This is a genomic window from Streptosporangium sp. NPDC003464 (assembly GCF_053588315.1).
In genome coordinates this window covers 1-4,917 of record NZ_JBSFPS010000436.1, presented here as the reverse complement: position 1 = coordinate 4,917, position 4,917 = coordinate 1, and the positions used below count along the sequence as shown (strand labels likewise).

General features: G+C 70.3%; 4 protein-coding genes. 3 read left to right on the top strand and 1 reads right to left on the bottom strand.

The annotated features are described in order from the left end of the window. Positions 1–34: 34 nt before the first annotated feature. On the bottom strand, positions 35–442 hold the full coding sequence (locus ACWDS7_RS46555) for a histone-like nucleoid-structuring protein Lsr2 (protein WP_451934527.1): 408 nt from the start codon (positions 440–442) through the stop codon (positions 35–37). A gap of 262 nt (positions 443–704) precedes the next feature. Here ACWDS7_RS46555 and ACWDS7_RS46550 point away from each other — a divergent pair, with 262 nt between their 5' ends. The 3 genes from ACWDS7_RS46550 to ACWDS7_RS46540 form a co-directional block, all read left to right on the top strand. Further along, positions 705–2,678, top strand: a complete 1,974-nt coding sequence (locus ACWDS7_RS46550) for a S9 family peptidase (protein WP_451934526.1) — start codon at positions 705–707, stop codon at positions 2,676–2,678. Then, positions 2,639–3,952, top strand: a complete 1,314-nt coding sequence (locus tag ACWDS7_RS46545; RefSeq protein WP_451934525.1) for a serine hydrolase — start codon at positions 2,639–2,641, stop codon at positions 3,950–3,952. Before ACWDS7_RS46550 ends, ACWDS7_RS46545 begins: the two co-directional genes overlap by 40 nt. Before the next feature lie 9 nt (positions 3,953–3,961). Beyond that, positions 3,962–4,917 (top strand): serine hydrolase domain-containing protein (locus tag ACWDS7_RS46540; RefSeq protein WP_451934524.1); only part of this gene is annotated, 956 nt, incomplete at its 3' end.

The window sequence follows — 4,917 nt, the reverse complement described above, 5'->3', positions numbered from 1 at the left end:
TCGCGGTCGGCCCATGCCTACTTCTCGATAGACCTCAGCGCGGTCTGGAAAACGTCCAAAGTCGATGTCCCCACCCTGGCTGCTCCGCCGGCCGCGCGTCGGGATGGGCGGAGACGAACAGCTCCACGACCTCGTCGGGGATCTTCCCTCGAGAGGGAACCTCCAGCTCCTGCTCGCGCGCCCATTCACGCACGTCGGTGTGGGTGTATCCCTGGAGTCGGGGACCGGTGTCGGCGGCCTTCCTCGAACGCGTGGCCTGCTTGACCTCGCGGGCGTTCTCCAGGACCTTCTCGATGAAGGTGAGGGCGTCGCTGAGCCGCTGCTGATTGGCGTCGGACAGGTCGATGGCGAAGGTCCGGTTCAGCAGCGGGAACTCCCGCCGCACCACGTCATCGCCCTCGGAGTGGTCGAGGTCGTCGACCAGTATTACCTTCTGCGCCACTTGCAGCCCTTTCCGGTGAAACTCCGTCTGTCTGGACCGTGGCATCCTACTGAGGATCCGCCGGAACGCTGACGTTCTTGATCCGCCTTTCGCCAAGGCAGGGCGCTTCACCGGCTCTCGGTCCGGGGCCGCCGCGCCGGCCGGTCCCGGCCGCTCGGCGAGCCCGTTCCGTGACCGCGTTTGGACGACGGCACAACGGATCGAGCCCGGGTTCGTCGTGGAGACCGAAGCAGCGGTGATGGGCCAGGTCTAACGTTCGGACATGCCTCGCCTCTCTCTCAGCGACCTCTACCGCATCGCGGTGCCGGGAGACCCCCGGCTGCACCCCGGCGGGAGCACCGTGGCCTACACGGTGACCACCGCCGACCGGGAGCCGGACGAGAACCGGTCCGAAATCTGGCTCGCCGCCCCCGGAACCGAGCCACGGCGTCTGACGGGCGGCCCGCACGACTCCTGCCCGCGCTGGTCGCCCGAAGGTCGTGAGCTGGCCTTTCTCCGCCCCGTGGACGGGAAGCCGCAGATCCACCTGCTGCCGATGGACGGCGGCGAGCCCCGCGTCCTCACCACGGCGTCGCTGGGTGTGGGCGCGGCGGTCTGGTCTCCCGACGGCAGCAGGATCGCCTACGCCGCGCCGTCCGGCGACCTCGATCCGCACGCCCCGGTCGTGGCCGACCGCCTGGACTACAAGGCCGACGGCGCGGGCCTGCTGCGTGGCCTGACCACGCACCTGTTCGTGCTGGAGGTGGCGACGGGGGAGACTCGGCAGATCACCTCTGGGGACTTCCACACCGGTGAGCCGTCCTGGTCGCCGGACGGGCGGCGGCTGGCCTTCACCACGAGCATGGAACCCGACCGCGACCTGGTCGTCAGCGGCGCGGCCTACTCGGTGGACACGTCGGGCGGCGAGCCCGAGCGGCTCACCGACGCCGGTGTGATCTGCACGGGGGTCTGGTGGCTGGGTGAACGGCTGCTGATCACCGGATACGTCGGCGCGCCCGTCGGGCACACCCGGCTGTTCAGCCTCGAGGCGGACGGGCCGGTGGAGATCGGGGCCGGACTCGACCGCAATGTCATGCCGGGCGCCCCGGGCTATCCCGGTGCGGCGCCCCAGCTCGCGGGGGACGAACTGATCTTCTGCGCCCGCGACGGAGGCTTCACCCACCTCTACCGCGCTCCCGGTGAGAAGATCATCGGTGGGGATCAGGTGATCTCCGGAGTCAGCGCCGTCGGGAGCAGGATCGCCTATGTCGCCGCGACCCCGTACAGCGCGGGAGAGGTTTACCTCGCGGACTTCACCGCAGACCGAACCGATACCTCGTCGGGAGATATTTCGGTTGTATCCGGTGCGATAGCGCCGGATACAACCGGCGGGGCCTCGGCCGGTGTGACCGGGGAAGTCCCGGCCGTGACGAAACTGTCGGCGTACGCGCTCGCCGACGTCGAGCTGTTCACCCCGCGAAGCCGTACCTTCACCGCCCCCGACGGGACGCCGGTCGAGGCGTTCGTGCTGCGGGACGAGAGCCTCACCGGCCCCGGGCCGCTCCTGCTGGACGCGCACGGCGGCCCGCACAACGCGTGGGCCCCGGTCTTCGACGGGGTGCACCTCTACCACCAGGCGCTCGCCGCCCGGGGCTGGACCGTGCTGACCGTCAACCCGCGCGGCAGCGACGGGTACGGCGAGGCCTTCTACACCGCAGCCCTCGGCGCCTGGGGGATCGCCGACACCGACGACTTCCTGAGCCCGATCGACGCGTTGGTCGCTGAGGGCGTCGCCGATCCCGACCGGCTCGCGGTGACCGGCTACAGTTACGGCGGCTACATCTCCTGTTGGCTGCCGACCCGGACCGACCGGTTCAAGGCCGCCGTACCGGGCGGATGCGTCAGCGACCTGGCCAGCATGGCGGGCACCTCCGACGCCGGATACTTCCTGAAGATTCAGGAATGCGGCGGCGACGTCGAGAAACAGTCACCGATGAGCCACGTCGCACAGGTGACCACGCCGACCCTGATCCTCCACGGCGAGAACGACGACCGGTGCCCTGTCAGTCAGGCCGAGCAGTGGTTCGCCGCCCTGCGCGAGCAGGGCGTGCCGGTCCAGTTGGTCCGCTACCCGGGTGGTTCCCACCTGTTCATCCTCAACGGCCGCCCGTCCCATCGGGTGGACTACAACGAAAGGGTCATTCAGTGGCTGGAGCAGTGGATCCCGGTCGATGGCACGCCCGTCTCGGCGAGCTGATCGCCGAGTACGAGGTTCCCGGCGCGGGCCTGGCCTTCCTGCACGAGGGCGAGGTGCACGAGTTCGCCGCGGGCGTGCTCAACGTGGCCACCGGGGTGGAGGTGACCACCGACTCGCTCTTCCAGATCGGCTCGGTCTCCAAGGTGTGGACCGCCACCCAGATCATGCTTCTCGTCGAGCGGGGCGAGCTGACGCTCGACACCCCGGTCCGCGAGGTCCTGCCGGAGTTCCGGGTCGCCGACCCGGAGGTGACCAAGACCGTCACGGTCAGGCACCTGCTCTCGCACACCTCCGGCATCGACGGCGACCTGTTCCTCGACACCGGCCGGGGTGACGACTGCATCGAGAAATATGTCGAGGCCTGCGCGGACCTCGCGCAGAACCACCCCCTCGGCGCCACCCAGTCGTACTGCAACTCCGGCTTCATCGTCGCCGGGCGCGTCATCGAGCGCCTCACCGGCAAGGTGTGGGACGCCGCGCTGCGCGAGCAGATCATCGAGCCGCTCGGCCTGACCCACACCTGGACCCTGCCGGAGGACGTCCTGCGCTTCCGCGGCGCCATGGGCCACGTGGACGGGGCGCCCGCTCCCGTCTGGGGCCTGATGCGCTCCTGCGGCCCGGCCGGGCTGATCTGCGCCCGCCCCGCCGACGTCGTCGAGTTCACCCGCGCCCACCTGGGCACGGGGCTGCTCGCCGATCCGCAGGTGATGTGGGAACCGCAGGTGGACATCCCCAACCCGTACACCATCGGAAAGCAGTGGGGGATCGGCTGGATCCTGGACGAGTGGCAGGGCCGCCGGATCATCTCCCACGGCGGCAACACCATCGGCCAGGCGGCCATGCTCTGGGCCGTCCCCGATTCGGGCACGGTGGTGTGCGTGCTGGCCAACGGCGGCCACACCGCCGCCTTCCAGCACGCCCTGGCCACTGAGCTCTTCGACGAGTTGCTGGGCCTGGCCGTGCCGCCTGTGCTGGGACCGCCGGCCGAGCCGTTCGAGACCGACGTCGACAGGTACGCCGGCGTCTACGAACGGGTCGGCAGCCGGATCACGCTGACGGTCCGCGACGGCCGCCTCTCGCTGTACGGCGAGGCCACCGGAGCCCTCGCCGGGCAGACGCCGCCCATGGAGTTCGACCTCGTCCCGGTGGACGACACCACCTTCGTCGGCCGCCCGGAGGGGGAGCCCCAGTGGTTGTCGGCCGTCTTCTACGAGCTCGCCGACGGCTCGCCGTACGTCCACCTCGGCGTGCGCGCCACCCCCAAGATCGCTTGAGGAGCCAGGATGCTTGAGAACCTGCAGGAGCGTTTCGACGAGGCGGCCCGGCGGCACGGCGTGCCCGGCGCCGCGCTCGCGGTCTGGACGGGCGGTGAGCTCGTCGAGGTCGCCACCGGCGTGGTGAACAGGAACATCGGTGTGGAGACCACGACCGACAGCGTCTTCCAGGTCGGCTCCACCACCAAGGTCTGGACCGCCGCCCTCGTGATGCAGCTCGTGGACGAAGGGCTGGTCGAGCTGGACCGGCCGGTCGGCGACTACCTGCCGGAGTTCGCCGTCGCCGACGGCGCGGAGAAGGTCATCACGGTCAGGCACCTGCTCACCCATACCGGTGGCTTCGACGGCGACCTGTTCGAGGACACCGGGCGCGGCGACGACTGCCTGGACAAGTATGTGGAATTTCTGCACGGCGCGGGCCACGTGCACGCCCCGGGAGCCCTGTTCTCCTACTGCAACGCCGGGTACTGCGTGCTCGGCGCCCTGGTCGCGCGGATGCGCGGCACCACGTGGGAGAGGGTGATGCGCGAGCGCCTGCTGGACCCGCTCGGCGCCACGCACTCGGCCCTCCTGCCCGAGGAGGCCATTCTGTTCCGGGCGGCGGCCGGTCACATCGGCCCCGAAAACACCGTCCACCACACGTGGGGCATGCCGCGCTCCAACGCCCCCGCGGGCTCGACCATGTGCCTGGCCCCGCGCGAGCTGGTCCGTTTCGGCCGGATGTTCGTCGCCGGAGGCCTGGCGGAGGACGGCACCCGGCTGCTGTCGGAGGAGTCGGTCGCGGCCATGCGGACCGGGCAGGTCGACGTGCCCGGCATCTCCGGGCTGCTCGCCGACCGCTGGGGCCTGGGGTTCGAGCTGTTCGACTGGGGCGGCGAGGTCTACGGTCACGACGGCGGCACGATCGGGCAGAGCACGTTCTGGCGGGTCGTGCCGGGAGCGGACTTCGCGATCGCGATGAGCTC

What these genes read in the sequence shown, in the direction of transcription:
- ACWDS7_RS46550 (WP_451934526.1), top strand. Translation starts at nt 705, where the DNA reads ATGCCTCGCCTCTCTCTCAGCGACCTCTACCGCATCGCGGTGCCGGGA.